Origin of the sequence: Serratia sp. PAMC26656 (assembly GCF_016469055.2) — a bacterium.
In the GTDB taxonomy this organism is placed as follows: domain Bacteria; phylum Pseudomonadota; class Gammaproteobacteria; order Enterobacterales; family Enterobacteriaceae; genus Serratia; species Serratia plymuthica.
In genome coordinates, this window is sequence record NZ_CP150486.1 from 4,071,359 (window position 1) to 4,092,527 (window position 21,169).

At 59.2% G+C, this 21,169-nt stretch carries 19 protein-coding genes; 12 read left to right on the forward strand and 7 right to left on the reverse strand.

From position 1 onward, the window contains the following. From JEM67_RS20190 to JEM67_RS20210, 5 genes are all read left to right on the forward strand, one after another. Nucleotides 1–2,172, forward strand: coding sequence for a TonB-dependent siderophore receptor (locus JEM67_RS20190; RefSeq protein WP_199634662.1), 2,172 nt, complete (start codon nucleotides 1–3; stop codon nucleotides 2,170–2,172). Between the two features lie 133 nt (nucleotides 2,173–2,305). Further along, a complete protein-coding gene (locus tag JEM67_RS20195) occupies nucleotides 2,306–2,785 on the forward strand; it encodes a tetratricopeptide repeat protein (RefSeq protein WP_199634663.1) in 480 nt (159 codons plus the stop codon). 9 nt (nucleotides 2,786–2,794) lie between these two features. Then, nucleotides 2,795–3,226: a GNAT family N-acetyltransferase gene (locus tag JEM67_RS20200; protein WP_199634664.1), complete on the forward strand. Its 432-nt coding sequence runs from the start codon at nucleotides 2,795–2,797 to the stop codon at nucleotides 3,224–3,226. 17 nt (nucleotides 3,227–3,243) lie between these two features. Then, nucleotides 3,244–3,564: an isochorismate lyase gene (locus JEM67_RS20205; protein ID WP_013814045.1), complete on the forward strand. Its 321-nt coding sequence runs from the start codon at nucleotides 3,244–3,246 to the stop codon at nucleotides 3,562–3,564. Nucleotides 3,565–3,586: 22 nt separating this feature from the next. Further along, the gene (locus JEM67_RS20210) at nucleotides 3,587–4,192 is read left to right on the forward strand and encodes a GNAT family N-acetyltransferase (protein WP_199634665.1); all 606 of its coding nucleotides are present in this window, start codon (nucleotides 3,587–3,589) and stop codon (nucleotides 4,190–4,192) included. A gap of 15 nt (nucleotides 4,193–4,207) precedes the next feature. Here the strand turns inward: JEM67_RS20210 and JEM67_RS20215 are convergent, their stop codons facing one another. Then, a complete protein-coding gene (locus JEM67_RS20215) occupies nucleotides 4,208–4,633 on the reverse strand; it encodes a GNAT family N-acetyltransferase (protein ID WP_013814047.1) in 426 nt (141 codons plus the stop codon). A gap of 227 nt (nucleotides 4,634–4,860) precedes the next feature. Between JEM67_RS20215 and JEM67_RS20220 the strand changes: the two genes are divergently transcribed. From JEM67_RS20220 to JEM67_RS20250, 7 genes are all read left to right on the forward strand, one after another. After that, entirely contained in the window at nucleotides 4,861–5,226 is a 366-nt protein-coding gene (locus tag JEM67_RS20220; RefSeq protein ID WP_013814048.1) for an ArsC family reductase, read from the forward strand. Beyond that, the gene (gene dapE, locus JEM67_RS20225) at nucleotides 5,223–6,350 is read left to right on the forward strand and encodes a succinyl-diaminopimelate desuccinylase (RefSeq protein ID WP_199634666.1); all 1,128 of its coding nucleotides are present in this window, start codon (nucleotides 5,223–5,225) and stop codon (nucleotides 6,348–6,350) included. The genes JEM67_RS20220 and dapE overlap by 4 nt, the downstream gene beginning before the upstream one ends. After that, nucleotides 6,347–7,021, forward strand: a complete 675-nt coding sequence (locus JEM67_RS20230) for a M15 family metallopeptidase (protein WP_199634667.1) — start codon at nucleotides 6,347–6,349, stop codon at nucleotides 7,019–7,021. Before dapE ends, JEM67_RS20230 begins: the two co-directional genes overlap by 4 nt. Before the next feature lie 2 nt (nucleotides 7,022–7,023). After that, nucleotides 7,024–7,215 (forward strand): YpfN family protein, encoded by a 192-nt coding sequence (locus JEM67_RS20235; RefSeq protein ID WP_004951808.1) that lies wholly within the window; start codon nucleotides 7,024–7,026, stop codon nucleotides 7,213–7,215. A gap of 263 nt (nucleotides 7,216–7,478) precedes the next feature. Further along, the gene (locus tag JEM67_RS20240; protein WP_199634668.1) at nucleotides 7,479–10,766 is read left to right on the forward strand and encodes a DUF2126 domain-containing protein; all 3,288 of its coding nucleotides are present in this window, start codon (nucleotides 7,479–7,481) and stop codon (nucleotides 10,764–10,766) included. A 105-nt stretch (nucleotides 10,767–10,871) separates the two neighbouring features. Beyond that, a complete protein-coding gene (locus JEM67_RS20245) occupies nucleotides 10,872–13,364 on the forward strand; it encodes a circularly permuted type 2 ATP-grasp protein (RefSeq protein WP_233527527.1) in 2,493 nt (830 codons plus the stop codon). Then, complete coding sequence (locus JEM67_RS20250; RefSeq protein WP_199634670.1) at nucleotides 13,361–14,287, forward strand: transglutaminase family protein; 927 nt, start codon at nucleotides 13,361–13,363, stop codon at nucleotides 14,285–14,287. Before JEM67_RS20245 ends, JEM67_RS20250 begins: the two co-directional genes overlap by 4 nt. Nucleotides 14,288–14,324: 37 nt before the next feature. On the opposite strand, the gene ypfH is transcribed toward JEM67_RS20250, so the two are convergent. From ypfH to dapA, 6 genes are all read right to left on the reverse strand, one after another. After that, complete coding sequence (gene ypfH / locus JEM67_RS20255) at nucleotides 14,325–15,014, reverse strand: esterase (protein ID WP_199634671.1); 690 nt, start codon at nucleotides 15,012–15,014, stop codon at nucleotides 14,325–14,327. A gap of 111 nt (nucleotides 15,015–15,125) precedes the next feature. After that, complete coding sequence (locus tag JEM67_RS20260) at nucleotides 15,126–17,120, reverse strand: tRNA(Met) cytidine acetyltransferase TmcA (RefSeq protein ID WP_199634698.1); 1,995 nt, start codon at nucleotides 17,118–17,120, stop codon at nucleotides 15,126–15,128. A gap of 75 nt (nucleotides 17,121–17,195) precedes the next feature. Beyond that, nucleotides 17,196–18,062: a KPN_02809 family neutral zinc metallopeptidase gene (gene ypfJ, locus JEM67_RS20265; RefSeq protein ID WP_199634672.1), complete on the reverse strand. Its 867-nt coding sequence runs from the start codon at nucleotides 18,060–18,062 to the stop codon at nucleotides 17,196–17,198. Nucleotides 18,063–18,235: 173 nt separating this feature from the next. Beyond that, a complete protein-coding gene (gene purC / locus JEM67_RS20270; RefSeq protein ID WP_004951825.1) occupies nucleotides 18,236–18,949 on the reverse strand; it encodes a phosphoribosylaminoimidazolesuccinocarboxamide synthase in 714 nt (237 codons plus the stop codon). Nucleotides 18,950–19,206: 257 nt separating this feature from the next. Beyond that, nucleotides 19,207–20,259 (reverse strand): outer membrane protein assembly factor BamC, encoded by a 1,053-nt coding sequence (bamC, locus tag JEM67_RS20275; RefSeq protein WP_199634673.1) that lies wholly within the window; start codon nucleotides 20,257–20,259, stop codon nucleotides 19,207–19,209. Nucleotides 20,260–20,275: 16 nt separating this feature from the next. Then, nucleotides 20,276–21,157, reverse strand: a complete 882-nt coding sequence (gene dapA, locus JEM67_RS20280; protein ID WP_013814058.1) for a 4-hydroxy-tetrahydrodipicolinate synthase — start codon at nucleotides 21,155–21,157, stop codon at nucleotides 20,276–20,278. Nucleotides 21,158–21,169: the final 12 nt, after the last annotated feature.

Below are 21,169 nucleotides of genomic sequence, written 5' to 3' on the forward strand. Positions count from 1 at the left end.
ATGGCTAGTTTTATGATTCGCCTTTCCGGGGGAGCGCTGCTGTGCCTCCCGGTCATGGTTGCACAAGCGGCAGGTACCGAGCAGACCGCCCGCACTCAGAAAGAAGACACCCTTGAGGTGGTCGCCTCGCCCTTTAGCGATGACGGCAGTACCGAGAATACCGGCTCCTATACCACCAAACAGATGACCACGGCGACCGGGTTGCCGCTGAGCATCAAGGATACGCCGCAGTCGGTCTCGGTGATAACTCGCCAGCAAATGGACGATCTCAACGCGACTTCGCTGAAGGAAATCCTGCGCTGGTCCACCGGGGTCAGCGAAAGCAATTACGATAGCGAACGCTCCTCGTTCAACTACCGTGGTTTCAGCGTTGATAACTACCAATACGATGGCGTCCCCACCTTCTTTGACTCCGGCTATTCCGGCGGGGAATCCGAGATTGACGCGATCACGCTGGATCACGTGGAGATTGTCAGGGGCGCTGCGGGTTTGCTGAACGGCGTCGGTAATCCGGGCGCCGCCATCAACCTGGTCAGAAAGAAAGCCTCCAGCCTTTCACCTTTTGCCCGAGCCGAACTTTCCGCAGGTTCCTGGGACCGCTACCGGACCACGGTTGATGTCGGGACGCCGCTCAATGACGAAGGCACCGTCAGAGTACGTATCGCCGCGGCCGGCGAACGCGGCCGCTCCTTTATGGAACGGCATCAGGAGCGCAAAGGCACCGTCTACGGCACGCTGGAGGCCGATCTGAGCAGCAATACCCTGTTGCGCCTGGGGGCCGATTATCAGCAAAACAGGCCGAAAGCCTCCACCTGGGGCGGCGCGTTGCCGACAGGCTGGTTCAGCGACGGCAGTGAAATTAACTGGGATCGGCACTATAACGGCGCCTCTGACTGGTCAAGCTGGGATACCACCCTGGCCACTCAGTTTGCCACCCTGGAACATGAGTTCGATAACGACTGGAAAGGCGTGGTCAACTATACCCACAGCCGCCAGGCGTTCGATGCCAAAATGGCGATGAGCCTCGGCGGGCTGATCGATCCGGCAACCTGGGCAGTACAACCTTCAAACCCTTATGCCGGGCGCTATGAAGGCTACCGTGATCAACATGCGATAGACATGAAGTTGAACGGTGACTTCACCCTGCTGGGCCGCAGCCACAAATTTGTGGTGGGTAACTCCTCCGCCTGGCAGCATAGCTACAGCACCTATCGCAGCGCCACTTACTCACAGCAATTCAGCGGTAGCCTGCGGGATTGGAACGGCGGCCAGGGCGAGCCTGAATGGTCGGATAAAATGCCGCAAATGGATTACCGCACGCGGCAGATCGGCATTTACGGCAGCGCCGATTTCTCGCTGACGGATCGACTGGATCTGGTGCTCGGCGCCCGTTTCAACAGCTTTAAAAACACCACGACCACCATCGCGAACAAAGTCACTCCGTTCGTGGGAACCGTCTATAAGCTGACCGAACAGGTTTCCGCCTATGCCAGCTACACCGACATATTCAAGGATCAAAACCTGCTCGACAGCAGTGGCCGCAACCTGGCGCCGATTGAAGGGGTCAACAAAGAAGTGGGAATCAAGGCCGCGCTGCTGGATGACCGGCTCAACGTTTCGCTGTCGGCGTTCCGCATCACACAGGACAACCTTGGGGTGCTGGACGAGAACGCCAGCGATCCGAACTCGCTGGAACAGACCTATCATGAGAGCCAGGGCGCGACCAGCAAAGGGGTCGAGTTCGAACTGAGCGGTGAACTGGCGCAGGGCTGGAACGCCCAGCTCGGCATCACCCATTTCTCACTGAAAGACAAGGACAAGGTTAATCTCAACACCGAGCAGCCACGTACCCGCATCAACCTGTTCACCACCTATCAGTTGACGGGCGCTCTGCGCGATCTGACGCTGGGCGGCGGCGCACGCTGGCAGAGCAGCATTTACGCCAACGTCACCGGGGCCAACAACGGCGAGTTTGTGGACCGCAAGGCCGAGCAAGGATCTTATGTCCTGTTCGATGCGATGGCACGTTACAAACTCACCCCGCAGACCTCAGTGCAGCTTAACCTGAACAACGTTTTTGACGAGAAATACTACTCGCAGGCGAATTTCTACAGCACCCGCAACTATGGCGATCCGCGTAATCTGATGCTGACGCTGAAGCACGAGTTCTGATCGTCCTGCCCTAAAAAACCGGCCCCGGATAACGGGGCCGACCACGTTCTAATGCCTATATTTCTTGTAGGATGAATTCTTCCGTAGTAGCGTGCCAAGGGGAGAAAATCCTCCACTTTTCTGAGGCCATAACATGTCCCCTACGCTGACGATCGAACAATTGAAACAGCTGGGCCGCTATCAGGAAGCGACCGAACTGGCACAGCAACAGTTGCTGCAAAAACCGGAAGAGGCCGCGCTGCACTACCAATTGGCCTGCCTGTACGACGTACAAGGTTTTGAGCAGCAGGCGATCCCCTGCTACCTCTCCGCACTGGCTCGCATTCTGCCGGCGGCCCAGCGGCAGGAGGCCTGGCTTGGTCTGGGCAGCACCTATCGCGCACTCGGGCTGTATCAGCAATCGCTGGCCGCCTTCGACAATGGGCTGGCCGAGTTCCCGCAGGCCAAAGAGCTCACCCTGTTCCGCGCCATGACGCTGTACAACCTGGGGGAAACCAAACAGGCGGTGGCCGATCTGTTGCTTCTGTTGGCGGAAACCTCCTCGTATCGCGACATCAGCAGCTATCAGCGCGCTATCCGTCAATACGCCGCCGATCTGGACCGCATCGGCTAGGAGAGAAGCATGGAGATGGTGACCGACCCAAACCGCTACCGCATCGACTGGTCGCAATTGGCCGCGTTGTTGGCCGCCGCCGGGCTGGGCCAGCGTGATCCGCATCAGCTGCAGCGCGTTTATCAGCACAGCCAGTTTTGCTATTGGGGATACCTCGACGGCGAACTGATGGCCACCGCCCACGCCATCAGCGACATGACCTCGGTCGCTTACCTGGCCGACGTGGCTATCCATCCCCACTATCAGGGCCGCGGTCTGGGCAGGCTGCTGATGGATCGGGTGATGCAGGATTTGGCGCCGCTCGGTAAAGTGTTTATCTATTCGGTGCCCGACAAACTGGAATTCTATAAAAAGTACCACTTCCGCGAGCTGACTACCGGCATGGTCTATGCCGATGGCCCGGCGTTGGATCGCCTGCAACAAAATGGCTATGTGCGCTAAAAAAAGGGAAACCCAGAGTGATTATTGAGAATAAACTTTCTCCGCAAGACTGTGCGGGCATGGGCGATATCCGCGCGGAAATCGACATGCTGGACGAACACATCATTAAACTGATCGCCCAGCGCTTTGCCTACGTGAAGGCCGCCGCCAAATTCAAAACCAGCCCCGATGCGGTGCGGGCCAAAGAGCGCTTCGAAGCCATGCTGCAACAAAGAAGAGCCTGGGCCGATGAGCAGGGCCTAAGCCCAGAAGTGATAGAAAAAATGTATCGCGACCTGGTTAATTATTTTATTGGCGAAGAGATGAAACACTGGTCGCGTGAAAACGGCGAAAAGTGAACGCAAGGGGAAATAGCGGCAAATGTCTGACTCATCCTGGCTTATCGAAACCGAGCTGAAAAGCAAAACCGTCAGCCTGATCCCGCTGCGCAAAGAACATGCGGCGGCGCTGGTGGAGGCGGCCGCTGATGGGCGCCTCTGGGAACTTTGGTTTACTTCGGCGCCCAACGAAAACACCGTCGATGATTATGTCGGTTTCGCCCTGAGCGAACAGACCGCCGGGCGGGCACTGCCGTTTGTCGTGGTGCATAACGACACGCAAAAGATTGTCGGCACCACCCGCATTTGCAATGCCGATAGGCACAACCGCCGCGTTGAAATTGGCTATACCTGGTACGCCAAAAGCCATCAGAGAACCGCCGTCAACACCGAGTGCAAACGCCTGCTGCTCGGTTATGCGTTCGAAGCGCTGGCGGTGATTGCCGTTGAGTTTCGCACCCACTGGCACAATCACGCATCGAGAACGGCTATCGCGCGTTTGGGCGCCAAGCAAGACGGCGTGCTGAGAAACCACCAGAAAAATGCGGATGGCAGCTATCGCGATACGGTGGTTTTCTCGATCATCGACCATGAATGGCCAATGGTTAAAAAAAGCCTGGAGTATAAATTACGCCAGACCAGGGAGTGATTGCCGCGGGTCAGCTCATAAGGTCTTCGACATAAAAATTCGGCTGGTGCCTGCCGGTAGGCAAGGCACTTCGCCAAAGCGCGTCCAACCGTTCAGTTCATAAAACCTCGGTGCCTGGAAGCTGATAGTGTACAGCACTGCGGAAACGCACCCCCTGCGGCGCCCTTCCAGCTCGAAGCGGCGCAGCAGTTCGCTGCCCAGGCCAGCCCCCCGCATTGATTCAGGCAGATAAAACAAATCCACAAACAGCAAGCCCAGCGAAGAGCGCCCGGTAATGCCGCCAAGCACCTCACCGCTGCTCGGGTCTTTCACCGTCACCGCCAGCGGGCGACGATCGCTGCTGCCGGTCACCTCATCGTTATACTGATTCAGCCCTTCCGCGATCAGCGCTTCTATTTTATCGACGGCGTACTCGGTGGTTTCGATACGGTATTTTTCCACATTACTCTCTCCGATAGGATGGCAGGTTGCCGCATTCAGATTAGCAAACATTTGCCACACTGAATGCGGCCTGAATTTTTTCGCCCTTTCCCTGGCTTTCGGACCATTGTACGGTGGAACTCCCCGCCATTTTTCGGCATGCTGGGCGCTGGTTTTTCATTTTACCGCCACGGCGGTTTACCACTGGCGCCATGCCGGTGTTGGGTTGCAGAGAAGGTTCTTATTCCATGACGTTGACCATGTACGGCATCAAAAATTGTGACACCATCAAAAAAGCGCGCCGCTGGCTGGAAGAGCAAGGCGTGACTTATCAATTTCATGACTACCGCGCCGACGGGCTGGATGAACAGCAGTTGCGCGGGTTCGTCGAACGTCTGGGCTGGGAACCGCTGCTGAATACCCGCGGCACCACCTGGCGCAAGCTGGATGAAGCGCAGCGCAACGCCTGCGACAATGCCGATGCGGCCATCGCGCTGATGCTGGCGCAGCCGGCAATCATCAAACGCCCGCTGCTGGACGACGGCAAGGGGCACGCCCTGCTCGGCTTCAGCGCCGAAGGTTACCAGCAATTTATTTCTGAGGTAACAGCATGATTTGCCCGGTTATCGAACTGGCTCAACAGCTCATCAAACGCCCGTCCCTCAGCCCGCACGATGAAGGCTGCCAGGCGCTGATGATTGAACGTCTGGAAGCGATTGGTTTTACCGTTGAGCCGATGCACTTCGGCGACACCCTGAACTTCTGGGCCTGGCGCGGCGAAGGGCAAACGCTGGCGTTTGCCGGCCACACCGACGTGGTGCCGACCGGCGATGAAAAACGTTGGGACAACCCGCCGTTTGAACCCACCATTCGCGACGGCATGCTGTATGGCCGCGGCGCGGCGGACATGAAAGGTTCGCTGGCGGCGATGGTGGTGGCGGCGGAGCGCTTTGTGGCGGCCAACCCGCATCATCAGGGCCGCCTGGCGTTCCTGATCACCTCCGACGAAGAGGCCAGTGCCACTCACGGCACGGTGAAAGTGGTGGAAGCGCTGATGGCGCGCAACGAGCGCCTGGATTATTGCCTGGTCGGCGAGCCGTCCAGCACCGAACGCGTCGGCGACGTGGTGAAAAACGGCCGCCGCGGTTCGATCACCGCTAACCTGCACATTCACGGCATTCAAGGCCACGTCGCCTATCCGCACCTGGCGGATAACCCTGTGCACCGCGCCATGCCTGCGCTCAATGAGCTGGTGGCGACCGAATGGGATCGCGGCAATGAATTCTTCCCACCGACCAGCATGCAGATCGCCAACGTGCAGGCTGGTACCGGCAGCAACAACGTGATCCCGGGCGACCTGTTCGTCCAGTTCAACTTCCGCTTCAGCACCGAGTCAACCGACGCGACGATAAAACAGCGCGTGGAAGAGTTGCTGGAGCGGCATCAGCTGAACTACAGCATCGAATGGCGTTTGTCCGGCCAGCCGTTCCTGACCGCGCGCGGTGCGCTGGTGGACGCGGTGGTTAATGCCGTCGAACACTATTCTGAACTGACGCCGCAGTTGCTGACCACTGGCGGTACCTCAGACGGCCGCTTTATCGCCCAAATGGGTGCGCAGGTGGTCGAGCTGGGGCCGGTCAACGCGACCATCCACAAGGTCAATGAATGCGTGCACGCCGCCGATTTGCAACTGCTGAGCCGCATGTATCAGCGCATCATGGAGCAGTTGGTCGCATGATCACGCCAACCATGCTGACCGGGATCTCGACCGATCATCTGGCGCCGTTGAGCGGTAACCATCGCCTGCAGCCCGCGGCGGTGACCGCGTTCCTCGCCATGCAGCAGGCCGCGTTGGCGGCCGGGTTCGATCTGCAGCCCGCCAGCACATTTCGTGATTTCGATCGGCAACTGGCGATCTGGAATGGCAAATTCTGCGGCGAGCGCCCAGTATTAGATAAAGACAGCCGACCACTCGACATCGAGCCGCTGTCCGCCGCCGAGCGCTGCGAAGCAATCCTGCGCTGGTCCGCCCTGCCGGGTGCCAGCCGCCATCACTGGGGCAGCGATCTGGACGTGTACGACCCTTCTTTGTTACCGGAAGGGCAAAAGCTGCAACTGGAGCCGTGGGAATATGAGGAAGGCGGTTACTTTTATCCGCTCAATCAGTGGATGACGGAACATATGGCAGAATTTGGCTTTTACCGCCCGTTCACCGAAGACGGCGACGGTGTGGCGGTAGAACCCTGGCATCTGAGCTACCGGCCGCTGGCGCAGGAAGCCGAGCATCTGCTGACGCCTGCGCTGCTGCTGGCCGCTTGGCAAAATAAGGACGTTGCCGGTGCCGAATGGCTTGAACGCCATCTGCCCGCGATATTTTCACGTTTTATACGCAGTGAAGGAAAGGAGTAAACATGCAATGGTTAGCTGACTACTGGTGGATTATCCTGCTGATTTTAGCCGGGATGATCATCAGCGGGATCAAAGAACTGCGTCGAGTCGACGTAAAACGTTACCTCGCCGATAAGCCGGAATTGCCGCCACACCGCGATAATAACGCCCAGTGGGACGACGAAGACGACAACTGGCCGAAGAAAAAACCTTAACCGCCTGTGTGCGCCGTCCCCCGAGGGCGGCGCTTCATTTTCGCCTCTTTCCCGCAGAAAAAAGAATCGACTTCTCAAAAAATTGCCTCTAGATTTAACCCTAATTGGTTAACGTGATGGTCATCACACTCCCAGCAGTTAAAACGGTCTGAATACAGACGGGGGTTAACCAAAGCACCACCCTCCACGGTAACGGCTACAGCATGGCATCAGCAGACTGATGTGACCCGATTTCAGATTCCCCTATTCTGAGGCTCGAGCTTATGGCTATTAATATTGCGCTAAACCACGTTACCGAATACCGCTACGACCGACGCATCAACCTGGGTCCCCAAGTCATACGCCTGCGCCCTGCCGCACACAGCCGCACCTCTATTCTGGCTTATTCACTGAAAGTGACCCCGGAAAATCACTTTATCAACTGGCAGCAGGATCCTAACGGCAACTACCTGGCCAGGCTGGTGTTCCCGGAAAAAACCGACCACTTCCGCGTGGAAGTGGATATGCGGGTTGAAATGTCAGTGATTAACCCCTTCGATTTCTTCCTGGAGCCGCAGGCGGAACATATTCCGTTTTGCTATTCGGAAGAGCAGAAAATCGAACTGGCGCCCTATCTGCACTGCCAGCCGCTGACCCCCGAGCTGGAAAGCTACCTGAGCAGCATCCCCGATGAAGCCCAGCGCAGCGCGGAATTCCTGGTGGCGATCAACCAGCAATTGCAGCAGCACATCGGTTACACCATCCGCATGGAGCCTGGCGTGCAGACGCCGGAAGAGACGCTGACCCTGCGCAGCGGTTCGTGTCGCGATTCCGCCTGGCTGTTGGTGCAGATCCTGCGCAACCTCGGGCTGGCCGCTCGCTTCGTGTCCGGTTATCTGATTCAGCTGACGCCGGACGTCAAATCGCTGGATGGCCCGTCGGGGCCGGAGGAAGACTTCACCGATCTGCACGCCTGGACTGAGGTTTACCTGCCCGGTGCCGGTTGGATTGGCCTGGATCCCACCTCCGGGTTGTTTGCCGGTGAAGGGCACATTCCGCTGGCTTGCACGCCGGAACCTTCCAGCGCCGCCCCCATCAGCGGCGCGATTGATGAGTGCGAATGCGAATTTGAGCACCTGATGGCCGTCGCCCGCGTGGACGAAGTGCCGCGCGTGACCAAACCCTACAGCGAGGAACAATGGCAGGCCATCGACGCGCTCGGTTATCAGATTGACCGCGATTTGCAGGCCAACGGCGTTCATCTGACGATGGGCGGCGAGCCGACGTTCGTCGCCGTCGACGATCCTGACGGCGATGAATGGAATACCGACGCTCTGGGGCCAACCAAGCGCCTGCGTGCCGCCGAGCTGTTCCAGCGTATGCGTGAGCGCTACGCCCCCGCCGGGCTGGTGCATTTTGGTCAGGGCAAATGGTACCCCGGCGAGCAACTGCCGCGCTGGTCGCTCAACTGCTTCTGGCGTCGGGACGGCGAGCCGCTGGCCGATCCGGCCATGTTTGCCGATGAACGCGAACCTTCTGCGGTCACCACCGGGCAGGCGGCGGATTTCCTGCAACGCGTCGCGCAGTATCTGGAGGTTTCCGGCCAACATATCTTCCCGGCTTATGAAGACCCGCTCTACTACCTGTGGCGCGAACGGCGTCTGCCGGACAATGTCGACCCGTCTGACTCCCGGCTGGAAGATCCGCTGGAGCGGGCGCGGTTGCACAAGGTGTTTGAACAAGGTCTGGGGGCTATCATCGGCCAGGTTCTGCCACTGGCCAGAGAAGAGAACCAGCCGTGGCAAAGCGGCTCCTGGTTCCTGCGCAGCGAGCACTGCTACCTGCTGCCGGGGGATTCACCGCTGGGTTACCGTTTGCCGCTGGATTCCCAACCCTGGGTGCATAAAAGCGACTATCCCTACATTCACAGCGCCGATCCGCATCAGTCTTTCCCGACGCTGCCGGCCTACCGCCAACTGCTGCAACCGCATTCATCTGCAGCCGACCATGCCCAGCTTCAGCCGGTAACCCAGCGCCCGGAGCAAAAACAGTCAGCGGACTGGATTGCCCGTACTGCGCTGTGCGCCGAGCCGCGCAACGGTATTCTTTATCTGTTCATGCCGCCGACGCGCACGCTGGAAGATTACCTGCAGGTGGTGGAAGCCATTGAGGCCACCTCGCTCTCAATGGGCATTCCGGTGGTACTGGAAGGTTACGAACCGCCTTCTGACCCGCGTCTGACCTGTTTTCGCATCACCCCCGATCCCGGCGTCATCGAAGTCAACATTCAGCCGGCGGCCAGTTGGGGCGAACTGGTGGAGCAGACCACCTTCCTGTACGACGCCGCACGCCAGTCGCGCCTGACTACCGAAAAGTTCATGATCGATGGCCGCCATACCGGCACCGGTGGCGGCAACCATATGGTGATGGGCGGCGCCACCCCGGCGGAAAGCCCGTTCCTGCGCCGCCCGGACGTGCTGCGCAGCCTGATCGGTTATTGGCATAACCACCCGTCGCTTTCCTATCTGTTCTCCGGCTTGTTTATCGGCCCGACCAGCCAGGCACCTCGCATTGACGAGGCGCGTAACGACTCGGTTTATGAAATGGAAATTGCCTTTAGCCGCTTCCCGGAGGCGGGCGAGGAAGCGCAACCCTGGCTTATCGACCGTCTGCTGCGCAACCTGTTGATCGACTCCAGCGGCAATACCCACCGGGCGGAGTTCTGCATCGACAAGCTCTATTCGCCGGATGGCCCCAGCGGCCGCCTTGGGCTGCTGGAACTGCGTGCTTTTGAAATGCCGCCGCATGCCCGGATGTCGCTCACCCAACAGCTATTGCTGCGGGCGTTGCTGGCCCGTTTCTGGCAGCAGCCTTATCAACCGGAGCGGCTGCGCCGTTGGGGCACCGAACTGCACGATCGCTTCATGCTGCCGCACTTTGTGCGCCAGGACTTTAACGACGTACTCGCCGAACTGCGTGAATTTGGCTACCCGTTTGAAGCCACCTGGTTCGACGCACACTTCGCCTTCCGCTTCCCGCAGCATGGCGAATTCTCCGCCGACGGCGTCCAGGTGCAAATCGATCATGCACTGGAACCCTGGCATGTGATGGGCGAAGAAGGTGCAAGCGGTGGAACCGTGCGCTATGTTGACTCATCCGTCGAGCGTCTGCAGATCAGAGTCACCGGGTTTAATGACGATCGCCACCAGGTGACCGTCAACGGCCGCCCGGTGCCGCTGCAACCCACCGGCAACGTCGGCGAGGCGGTCGGCGCCGTTCGCTACCGGGCATGGCAACCCGCAGCCAGCCTGCATCCCACCATTGGCGTACACGCGCCGCTGACCGTGGAACTGGTGGATACCTGGATGCAACGTTCGCTGGGCGGCTGCCAATACCACGTCGCCCATCCGGGCGGACGCAGCCACGATACCCACCCGATCAATGCCTATGAGGCGGAGGGCCGCAGGCTGGCGCGTTTCTTGCAGATGGGTCATACGCCTGGAAAGTTAACCATCGAACCCCAGACGCGCAATCCGAACTTCCCGTTCACGCTCGATTTGCGCTGGAAATAAACGTTCGATACAGGAAGGGCGCAAGTCGGTACCAGGAAGGTGCCGGCCTGCGCCGCAAGGGAGCTGCCGTCGCCAGGCCTCATGGAAAACGGGAACGCAATGCCTATGCCGCAATCACTATTTATCCGCTATCGCCACTCGCAAGCGCACTATGACGAGCTGTTTGCCGGCGAGGCAACCTTTCGCCCGCACTGGCAGCGTTTTGCCGCCGAGCTGGCCGCCTATCCGGACGAACAGCTGCAAAGCCGCCTCAACCACGTGGCGCGCCAAATTTTCGAAAACGGCGTCACCTATAACGTCTACGCCGATCCGCAAGGGGTTAAACGCCCCTGGGAACTGGACCTGTTGCCGCAGATTATTCCCCACGACGAATGGCAGCAGATAGAATCCGGCATTGTCCAGCGTGCAGAACTGATGAACCGTATTCTGGCCGACGTGTACGGCGAGCAGACCCTGCTGCGCGACGGCCTGCTGCCGCCTGCGCTGGTGCATGGGCATGCCGGCTTTTTGCGCCCGGCGCACGGCATTCGCTGCCCGGGCAACGTTTACCTGCATCTGTACGCCGTCGATCTGGCCCGTTCCGCCGATGGCCGCTGGTGGGCGCTGGCCGATCGCGCCCAGGCCCCTTCCGGCGCCGGCTACGCGCTGGAAAATCGCACGGTGATCTCCCGCGCCTTCCCGGAACAGTTCCGGGACCTGAAAGTGCAGCGGCTGAATACCTTTTTCCGCACGCTGCAACAGAGCCTGCGCCACTGGGCGCCGTTCGCCGCCGGTGATGGCGAAGCCCCGCACATCGTGGTGTTGACCCCCGGCCCTTACAATGAAACCTATTTCGAGCATGCCTATCTGGCGCGGCATCTGGGATTCCCGCTGGTAGAAGGCCAGGATCTGATGGTGTCCCAGGGGCGCGTCTGGCTGAAAACCCTGGATGGCCTGCAGCGTGTGCATGTGATTTTACGGCGGCAGGATGATGACTTCTGCGATCCGCTGGAGGCGCGCCCCGACTCTTCGCTGGGTATTCCAGGGCTAATCCAGGCGGCGCGAGAAGGCCAGGTGCTGATCGCCAATGCGCTCGGTTCCAGCCTGATTGAAACCGGCGCGCTGTACGGCTTTCTGCCAAACCTCAGCCAACAGATCCTCGGGCAACCGCTGCTGTTGCCTTCGGTCGCTTCCTGGTGGTGTGGGGAAAGCACCGCAAGGGAAACGGTGCTGGAAAACCTGCCTAACCTGATTGTCAAAGGCGCTTTCCCGCAGTTGCGCATCAGGACCTGCATCGCCGGCGATCTGAGCGCCACCGAGCTGGCTCAGCTAAAGGAACGCATCCGCGCGCGCCCTTACAACTATGTCGCCCAAGAGTTGATCGGCCTGTCGCAGGCGCCGGGTCTGTCCCCGCGCCCGCCCTACCAGTTGCAAAACCATGCCACCTGCTTGCGGGTATTCGCCGTCGCCACCCCGGACGGCTACCGGGTGATGCCCGGCGGCCTGACCCGCATCTCCGGCCCCAACAGCCGCCAGATCGTGACCATGCAGCAGGGCGGCGGCAGCAAGGATACCTGGGTGCTGGCACCGCCTTCCGCGCCACCGCCGCGGCCCGGCGTGCTGAGGCAAGAGTTGCCGCCGACCGGCCACACGCTGTCCACGCGGGTGATTGAAAACTTGTTCTGGCTGGGCCGCTATACCGAACGCTGCGACAACATCGCTCGCCTGCTGCGTACCACCCTCACCCTGCGGCTCGACGAAGACGAAGGCAGCGAACAGCAGCATAAAGCCGTGATAGAGCTTTGCCTCCACTACGGTCTGCTGCCGAACGACGAAGCCTCTCCGCTGGAAGAACTGGCGCCGCAACAGTTGAACACCCTGCTGCTGGAAGCGCTGTTCAACCCGGAAATTCCACAGGGGTTTGCCGGCACGTTGCAGCAACTGCTGCGTATCGGTTTTCAGTTGCGTGAGCGGCTTTCGCTGGACAACTGGCATATCCTCAACCGGCTGGCCAAGGATCTGGAACAGCGCCATCAGGCCCAGCGCTGGAACCTGGCGGAGGCGCTGGCGTTTCTCGATCAGGCGATCGGGCATATGATGGCGCTCTCCGGTTTTGCGCTGGACGGCATGACGCGTGACGTGGGCTGGCGCTTCCTCAGTATTGGCCGTCGGCTGGAACGCCTGCAGCAGGTGACGCATATGCTGACGCTGGTGCTGGACGATGACGAAGTACGCAACGCCGGGCTTGAATGGTGGCTGGAGTTGTGCGACAGCACCATCACCTACCGCGCCAGTTATCCGCAACGGCCGGAGCTGGTCACCGCCCTGCCGCTGTTGTTGACCAGCCAGGAGAATCCGCGCTCGGTGATGTTCCTGCTGAAGGGGCTGGTGGAGTACTTGAAAAAACTGACCGACCAGTTCGGGCCTTTTACCGATCAGGCCATTTTCGATCTGCCGGAGAAAATTGCCGGCCTGGGTAACGCCGGGTTTGCCGGCGGCCCACACCCCTTGTCAGAATCGGTGTCGCAGTTGCAACTGGCGCTGGACCGGCTGTCCGATCAGATTGGCCTGCGCTTCTTCAACCATGGCCCCCACTACAGCACGGGAAACGACGAATGAGCCAGAGCCAAACTCAAACTGCCGGCCAATCTCTCACGCCCACCGACGGAAGCCGCTATAGCGTCAGTCACGTGACCGAATACCAATACAGCCTGCCGGTGCCGCATTCTCGCCAGTTGCTGCGGCTGTCGCCGCGCAATCTGGTCTGGCAACAGTGCCACGCTTCGCGGATCCAGGTAGATCCGCAGCCCGATGAATGGTTTGAACTGGACGATTTTTATGGCAACCACCTGGTGCAATTCGCCCTGCGAACGCCGCATACCCAACTGACCGTGCGGGTGGATTCGCAAGTGCTGGTCTTGCCGCACGCCGCACAGTGGGTGGCGGAAAACAGCCTGTCCTGGGAGCGGGTACGCCAACAGTTGGCCAACGGGGGAACCGAAGTATTGGATCCCATTCAATACCTGTTTCCTTCCACTTTTATTCCCATCGATAACGCACTGAGCCACTACGCCCTGCCGAGCTTTACCCCGGAACGGCCTCTGCTGTCGGCGTTGCTGGATTTTACCGGGCGCATTTTCAACGACTTTACCTTTGATCCGACGGCCACCACCATCGCCACGCCGGTAGAAACTCTGTTGCGGGAGAAGAAAGGCGTTTGTCAGGACTTTGCTCACCTGCAGATTGCCTGCCTGCGTTCGCTGGGGTTGGCGGCACGCTATGTCAGCGGCTATATCCTCACGCAGCCGCCGCCGGGGGAGGAGCGAATGATTGGCGCGGATGCCTCTCACGCCTGGGTGTCGGTTTATTGTCCGCCCTATGGCTGGGTAGATATCGATCCGACCAACAATGTGTTGGCCGATACCCAGCACATTACCGTGGCCTGGGGCCGCGATTTCGGCGATGTCAGCCCGATGCACGGCATTATTTTTGGCGGGGGCGCTCACCAGTTGGACGTTCAGGTTACGGTGATGCCGCAATGACAGCGGGCGCAGCATAGCCACGCCCGTCAGGGGAATATTAACGAAAGGCGATCAAATCGCCACGCTTGCCAAACAACGCTTCATCCCAGTAGCGCTGCGGGATGTAGTAGTGCAGCCGCTCGAGGGCATTATTCATCATGCCTTGATTGATGCCGTGCCCGACGCCCTGCTCCACGTCCAGCGTGAAATCCACGCCGATGGCCTGCAACCGTTCCGCCGCCGCTTTAGCGTGCTGCACGACGATCACCGCATCCTCTTCGCCGTGGATCAAATGCACGACGCTTTCGCCGAAGGCTTGATCCGGCAGGCTGGCAAAGCGCCCGCTGAAGGCCACCACGCGGCCGGCCAGTTTAGCCTCCGCTTTCAGGGCTTCCAGCGCCATGATCGATCCCTGAGAAAAACCGACCAACGCGGTACCGGCGTAACCGACGCCGCTCTGCTGTTGCCAGTAGCGCACGGTTTCGACGAACTGCGGCATCACCTGTGCAATCCGCTCGGCGCGGTTCTCTTCAGTCACGCCCTGAACCGAAAACCACTGGCGGCCGTTGCCGTTATCGAAAGCTACCGGGCCGCCAATGCTGACGACCTGCGCCTGCGGGAAATCTTTGGCGAAGTAGCTGCCGATCTCGCCCATTGCCACCGGGTTATCGCCGACACCGTGAAACAGCAAGATCAGCTGTACCGCCGGTGTTGCCGGGCTTTGGACAACGAAATGCTCATGTTTCATGGTGACTCCTCGTCTTCATCAGATGTCGCCCGGAGGTTCCGGGCCGTTGGCGTCTACTATACGCCGCTGAGAAATCAGGAAAATCGGGTTTTATTGAACAACATTGTCGATTTATTGCAATGATTGCGACTGCGCCCAGTTGCGCCAGCGCAGGCAGTGCTGCGCCTCCAACTGTTCGAGCGCCTGCGCCGCCTCCAGCCGCCAATACCGCAGCAAGGCTTTTTGGCCGCTGAGGCCAAACTGCGTCACGCAGTCTGCCGTCGTTCTTTGCTGTTGCAGATGCCCACGCAGCGCGGGCAGCGGCAGGCCGCTCGCTAACAGTAAACGTTGCAGCGCACCCAGGCTGGCCTCCAGCGGCCGGTGGGCGAAGGAAAAACCGGCCAGTTCACGCCAGTCATCCTCACTCAGTTGCGTATCGCCGTCATCGCCGGTGATCTCCAGTTGCAGATCAACCCGTTGCTGCAACCAGCGCCAATCGCGCGCCAGGTGCTTATGTGCCGCATGCCGCAGCGCTTCCCCCTGCTCGCTCAACGCCAGGATGGCCATGGCGGCATAGCAGCCGCTGCTGGCCTCCGTCTTGCTGCCGATACGCACCAGTTCAAAACCGCAGGATTGCCAAAAACGCCACAGCGGTTCGGTGTAGCCAAAACTGACCGAAAGGAAATCCAGCCCCTGCGCCCGTTGACTCTGCTGCGCGATCAGACTGCGGGCAATGCCCTGTTGGCGCAGAGCGGGCAGCACCGCAATGCGGGTGATGCGGCGCGACCGCAACGTCGGCGCCCACCACTGGCCGCCATGCGCCGCCAGCGACTGAGCCACCAGGTTGCCGCGCGGCCGCCGTCGGCCCGCCCAGACCTCATGCGCCAGTTCGGCGCTCAGGCCCCCTTCATCCACCAGCCACAACGCGCCAACCACGTCGTCTCCCACCTGCGCCACGCCAAAGTGCATGCCGGGCGCATCCATCAGCCGCCGTAGATCGAACGGCGAGGTGCGGTAATGGGCGCTGCTCAGCAGAGCGTAAAAGCGCGTCAATCGTTGAGGATCGGCGCACAGCGCGCTCTGTTCGACCAGACTGACACTGGCGGCCTGCACGGTCGCTCGCCATTCCGGTTGTTCATTGAACAACAGAGCATTATCTATCACCCGTTCCAGCGCATCGCCCGGTGCCCAGCGCATGGGGTGCTGTAAAGCTAACGGCCGGAACGTAGGTAGCCCGGCACAAAATTTCAGCAAAAATCCCCGGCCGGTGCCTTCATAGCCCTGTACCGTGGTAGTCAGCAATACACGGGGGAAATAACTGACCAACCGCTGCAACAGCGGGCCAGGAATAGCCGCAGCCTCGTCCACCAGCAGCCAGCCCACGTTGCTGACGTCATGCTCGCGGCAATGGGCGAGCAGCGCGTCCGGCGCCCAGAACTGCGCGCGCCCCTGTGCCCATTCGCCGGCGACGTCGGTGGCGGCACGGCTCGGCCCGGTCATCCAGCAGGTGAGCGGCGTATTCGCCACCAGCATGCCCGCCAGCGTTGACTTGCCGCGACCACGTGCCGCGGTCAGCACCCAAACGCCCGCCGAGGCATTCAGCAGTTGCTCCAGTAGCCTTTGTTGTTCGGCGGTGGGGTGGCCATCGGGTGCTTGCCAGGGCGGGCGCTCCGGTAATGCCGCCAACGCCAGCGCCTCATCCTGTCGCCAGAGCGTGACTTCACTGTCCGCCGCCAGATGGCGTTGCAGATGACGGATAAAATGCGGGGTGGTGATAGGCTGTGGACAATCGCTCCAGCGCAGGCTGTCGGCATCCGGTTGCTGATGCCATTGACGCCAGGGCGGCGTCAGCAACAACAGCCAACTGCCGGCGCGCAGCGTGCCCGCCAGCGCCGCCAGGGCTTCAACATCCAGGCCCATTGTCGCGTCAAACACCGCATGCAGCCGCTCTTGGCCCAACAGGGTTCGCACCGCGCCGCTCGCCAGAGGTTGCAAGCCGGTGGGCGGGTTTTCTCCCACCCACGGCCAGTCGCCCGGCAGGCTTGCAGCCAGCTGTTGCGCCTGTTGGCGGCACCATTGCGGTTCGCCGCTGAGCACCAGCAGGCGCCTGATGCCCTGCTGCCGCATGAGTTGTTGCATTGCCTGTAGCAAGGCTATGTTCCCACCTAAAAAAATGCCGGAGTCAGGCTCCGGCAGGGTATATCAACGGGATGCGAAGGTGTTGCAGGTGTTCGGATCGCCGCTGTCGAAGCCCTGTTTAAACCAGGTGTAACGCTGTTGCGAGGTGCCGTGGGTGAAGCTGTCCGGCACTACGCGCCCCTGGCCCTGCTGCTGTAAACGGTCGTCGCCGATCGCCTGCGCGGCGTTCAATGCCGCCTGCAAATCCCCCTCTTCCAGCATCTGCTGCTTCTCGGCATATTTGCCCCAAACGCCGGCAAAGCAGTCTGCTTGCAGTTCCATTTTTACCGACAGGCGGTTCACTTCAACCTGGCTGGCGCCCTGTTGCATCTGACGCACTTTAGGCTCAATGCCCAGCAGGTTCTGCACATGGTGGCCAACTTCGTGCGCCACCACATAGGCCTGCGCAAAGTCACCGCCGGCGCCCAGTTTGGTTTTCATATCCTGGTAGAACGACAGATCGATATACACCGTTTTATCGCCCGGGCAATAGAATGGCCCCATCGCCGACTGGCCGGTGCCGCAGTTGGTGCGCGTCACGCCGCGATACATCACCAGTTTGGGCGGTTGATAGGTTTTGCCCATACGCTGGAAAACTTCTTTCCAGTTATCTTCGGTAGAAGCCAGCACTACCGAGGTAAACTTGGCCAACTCATCGTCTTTTGGACTGATGCTGGCGCTCTGTTGCTGAGTTTGCGGGCCAACGTCACCGCCGTTCAACAGCGGTGAGAGATCGATGCCGTAATAGCCGGCCACCAGCACCACCACCAGAATGACGATGCCGCCTTTGCCGCCGATTGGCGCGCGAAAGCCTCCACCGCCACCCAGACCTGAAGACTGCCCGCGACGATCCTCAACATTGTCACTTTCCCGACGCCCTTGCCAACGCATAAGTAAACTCCAGATTAGGTTTTTAATAATCGTAGGAAACTAGCCCACTGATTGCCATTATAAATGGTTAACGATGCGGGAAATGTAGAATTTTTCTGGAAATGCAGGCAGAAGGGAAAATGAATAAATGACGGGGCGTTCCGGCAGGATAGCCCCGTATTGCGGCAGAGCGCTTAGTCCAGTTTCACGCCAATGCGGCGCGCAACTTCTTCGTAGGCTTCAATCAGGCCACCCAGGCTCTGACGGAAACGGTCTTTGTCCATCTTGTCCAGGGTGTTTTTGTCCCACAGGCGGCTGCCGTCCGGTGAGAACTCGTCGCCCAGCACCACTTCGCCGTTGAACAGACCGAACTCCAGCTTGAAGTCGACCAGGATCAGGCCTGCGTCATCAAACAGCTTGCTCAGCACGTCGTTCGCTTTGTAGCTCAGCTCACGCATGCGCGCCAGATGCTCTTTGTTCACCCAGCCGAAAGTTTCGCAGTAGGATTCGTTGACCATCGGATCGTGCATCGCATCGTTTTTCAGGAACAGGTCAAACAGCGGCGGGTTCAGCACCAGGCCTTCTTCAATGCCCAAACGCTTCACCAGCGAACCGGCTGCGCGGTTGCGGATTACGCATTCGACCGGCACCATATCCAGCTTTTTCACCAGCACTTCGTTGTCGGACAGCAGGCGTTCCATTTGCGTCGGAATGCCGGCTTCTTCCAGTTTGCTCATGATGAAATGGTTGAACTTGTTGTTCACCATGCCTTTGCGATCAAACTGCTCGATGCGCTGACCATCCAGTGCTGACGTATCGTTGCGGAACTCTAACACCAGCAGATCGGGGTTTTCGGTGGTGTAGACGGTTTTTGCCTTTCCGCGATACAACTCAGCTATTTTTTGCATCTTATTACTCCAATAAAAGAATACCCTTCATCTTTCAAACGACAGCATTGTTGGCTGCGTGCCCTCACTCCAGTCAATTACTCAAGTAAGCTCCTGAAGATTCACGCACTTGCCGCCTGGCTGTCGCTTGAAATCTATTGGGTATAAAATTTATACAACGAATTCTTTAACAACACACATGGGCATATTGTGCCAAACCTGGAACGCAAACGATACCGTGCAGATAAAACAAAAAGGGGCCGCAGCCCCTTTTTGAGTTATTTAACGCTGGTTTTACTGAACGCAGCCTGGAATGCCGCAACCAACCCGTCGTTTTGCGACTGGGTCAACGGCTTCCCTTTCGGATCGATAAATTGCAGGCTGGTACGGTTGTTCAAATCACCCACCTGCAGTTTGTAATCGCCTTCGGTCAGTTCAGGATCCTTGGCGCCCAACGCATCCCAGTCGCCACCGCTCAGGGATTTGTAAGTCACGGCGACGGTGCCCTGCGGACGGCTGCGGTCACCCACTTTCATCCCCAGTTTTTCCAACGCCGCAGGCAGGCGATCCCACACTACGGTATACGGACCGCGCACGACCAACATCGGCAAGCCGGTGTCATCCGCGCCGCTCTGCACGTCCAGCGCGCCGAAGCGGTTAGCGGTTTGGCTGCTCACCAGGTTGTCCTGCTTGTCCAGACCTTCAACGATAGTGTTCATCATCATGCCGTTGTAGCGCTGCACTTCAGAAGGATCGGTAATCTGCTCTGTTTTGCCCTGCTGCTGCAAACCGACGGTTTTCACCACCAGCGCCTGCTGGTAACCCTGCTGCTGCACGCTGATCTGGTAACGTCCTTCGTACTGGTTGTCTTCATCCAGACGGTTCCATTTCACCCAGTCGGTGGTCAGGGTCTGACCGGCGTCCTGACGTGAGGCAATCGCGATATTTTTCGTCTGCAACATGCTGACGACGCGTGACCACAGGTTCTGGTTTTGCGGGCTGTTTTCCAGCAGCAGCGTACCGCTGTCGCCGGCATATTGCGCGCGTGAACCGCTCAGCAACGCCAACGGCTGCACCGGCGGACGAATATCCAGTTGCTTGCCAACGCCGCCTTTCAGCGTGGTTGCCGGAACATCATAATTCCCGCTCTGCACCGGCAGGATCATACCGGCCGGCGCGTTCAACGGTTTGAGCTCCGACGCGTTGAGATAAGACTCATCGCCGCTGACCTGGCGTTTGTAACGTTGATCGGTGGTACAGGCGGCCAGCATCATAACCAGCGAAATACCCACGACTTTTGCTACCGTCGACTTTTGCAATGAATAAACCATCAAATTTCCCTTAGAGTTACAGCAAACCGGCGCTTTTCAACGCACGCTCAACGATCGGACGAGCAGCGTCAGTCAACGGCGTCATAGGCAGACGCATCGTATCGGTTGCCATCAATCCCAATGCCTTACAGGCCCATTTCACCGGAATTGGGTTTGCTTCTACAAACAAATCCTGATGCAACGGCATCAAGCGCTGATTTAGGCGGCGTGCTTCAGCAAAGTTGCCCTGTGCTGCCAGCGTGCAAAGCTGCGCCATTTCACGCGCCGCCACGTTGGCCGTCACGGAAATCACCCCTTTGCCGCCCAGTTGCATGAAATCCAGACCGCTGGCGTCATCGCCGCTCAGCAAAATGAAATCTTCATCATCAACCAGCACTTGGATCTGACTTACACGGCTTAAGTTCCCTGTTGCCTCTTTAACGGCAACAATATTCTTAATTTTTGCTAAACGCGCAATCACCGGTGGCAGCATGTCACAACCGGTGCGTGAAGGCACGTTATAGAGGATCTGCGGCAGCTCGGTGCTTTCGGCAATCGCCTTGAAGTGCTGGTACAGCCCTTCCTGGGTCGGCTTATTGTAGTAAGGCGTTACCGTCAGGCAACCCACTACGCCGGTATTTTCGAAGCTTTTGGTCAGCGAAATGGCTTCAGCGGTGGCGTTGGAGCCCGTACCGGCGATCACCGGAATGCGGCCTGCGGCCAGTTCCAGCGTCTGTAATACCACTTCAACGTGCTCGTCATGGGCAAGCGTTGCGGACTCGCCGGTCGTCCCTACGGAAACAATGGCCGCGGTCCCACTGGCTACATGATAATCAATCAGTTTTTTTAGGCTCGCACGATCGACAGCACCTTTGTCGTCCATCGGCGTAACCAGTGCAACAATACTTCCCGTAAACATTGGCCGTCCCCT